Source organism: Streptomyces sp. NPDC030165 (assembly GCF_055573595.1).
The window spans coordinates 20703-22270 of record NZ_JBVIBD010000046.1; the positions used below are offsets into that span (position 1 = coordinate 20703).

1 protein-coding gene and 1 pseudogene are annotated in these 1568 nt (G+C 67.5%); one reads left to right on the forward strand and one right to left on the reverse strand.

Annotated elements, in window-relative coordinates; all coding sequences use genetic code 11:
• The first annotated feature begins 663 nt into the window (after nt 1-663).
• Nucleotides 664-993 (forward strand): hypothetical protein, encoded by a 330-nt coding sequence (locus ACZ4Z1_RS40940; protein WP_468491798.1) that lies wholly within the window; start codon nt 664-666, stop codon nt 991-993.
• A 410-nt stretch (nt 994-1403) separates the two neighbouring features.
• Here the strand turns inward: ACZ4Z1_RS40940 and ACZ4Z1_RS40945 are convergent.
• Nucleotides 1404-1568 (reverse strand): annotated as a pseudogene (locus tag ACZ4Z1_RS40945) (transposase); the annotation flags it as partial.

The following is a 1568-nucleotide window of genomic DNA, read 5'->3' on the forward strand; positions in this document are numbered from 1 at the left end:
GGTTTGCTGCGGTGGTGTTGGGGGGGGGGGGGGGGGGGGGGGGGGGGGGGGTTTGTTCCTCCCCCCCCCCCCCCCCCCCGCTGCCCTCGACCGACCAGGCCACACCGCCGCGGAGCCGGAGCACAGGAACAGCGCCGGGCCCGGCAGGCCCGCCCTGCCTGGGCCGCCTGCCGACTCGCGCAAAAACGTGTCCTGCGATGTTGCCGTCCGCGTCCCGGGCATCTCGCCCACGCTGCGCCCCACGACCCGACCTACGCGCAGGCCGGAGACCCTGACGCCAGGACACCGAGATGAGAGACCCGCGGCCGCTGAGCCGCGAGACGGCAGTTGGGGTTCGTAGAAAGCTCCGTAGCGGAGCATCGCGAAGAGGACGCCGATCCGCAGTCTGGTGAGACGGAGCAGAGCCTGGGCGTGGTGCTTGCCTTGTGCGGCCCTGCTCGCAGCGTTCGCCGCTGAGCGTTTCCTCCGTGTGGACACGCCGGGAGTTGAGTGCCCGGAGCGTCCCGAATCACCCACACGCGAAGCGCAACAATCCCCCAAAACTCCCTCTTCGTTCCATCCCTCCAAAACCCGTCATATCGCCATTGCTTTCCCTCCGCCTTGCTGGCAAAGTGATCGCTTGTCCGGCATAGGCCGGATGAAATGAGGGAAAGGCGCATCACCTTGCGTAAGTTCAAGATTCTGGGAACGCTCGCCGTAGCAGCGCTGGCCGCGGGAACGCTTTCGACCCCCGCGAACGCCGCCTCCGGCAGCGACGTCTCGCTGCGCAGCGTCAAGCGCGGCAGCGTCACATGCTTCAATTACTCGTGGAACCCGGCCGGCATCGCGACCTACACCGTGTACTACCACAACACGTGCAAGGGCCGGCACGGTCTCTACGTGACGACCAATTCCGGTCTCTCTCACGAGTGCATATCGGTTGCGGGGAACGCCAAGGGGCACAAGGCGTTCTTCACGAAGCCCATCAAGTTCGCGTACAAGAAGAGCTGCTGAGCGCCGGCGAATCCGCCTGACCGATCAAGCGGTCACGTACATGAGAGCACTCCCGCGCGGCCGGCTGCGGAGGGCGGCCGCGCGCCTCTGTCTCCCGGGCCTGTGACCAAGGTGACCGGAGCCCGGGGAGCTGACCACCGGGCGAATACGCGGATTCCCGCTACGAAACACCGTGGTCCACTCGCGCGGGGATGGTTCTCGAGTATGTCGGCAGAAGGCCGGTTAGCCGCCATGCGGCTGCTGCGCGAAGGCGTTCCGGAATTCGGACCAGGGGGCGTCGCGGTGTATCTGACCGGCCCGCACACCGGCGGCCCGCCCCACCAGCCTCGTCGCTGCCGCTACAGGCTGCGCTGAAACCGACGCGGCGGGCGCACGGAGCCGGGGCCGGAATCAGCTTCTTAGACGTCATTTCATTTGGCGAGTCGGCGGTGGCATATGAGGGTTGCCGCGATGGCGGTGAAGGCCAGGAAGTGGTCAGGCTTGCGTTCGTAGCGGCGGTGGAGCCGTCGGCATCCGGACAGCCAGGACACCGTGCGTTCCACGACCCAGCGCGGTGCCGGCCCAGACGGTGGGAG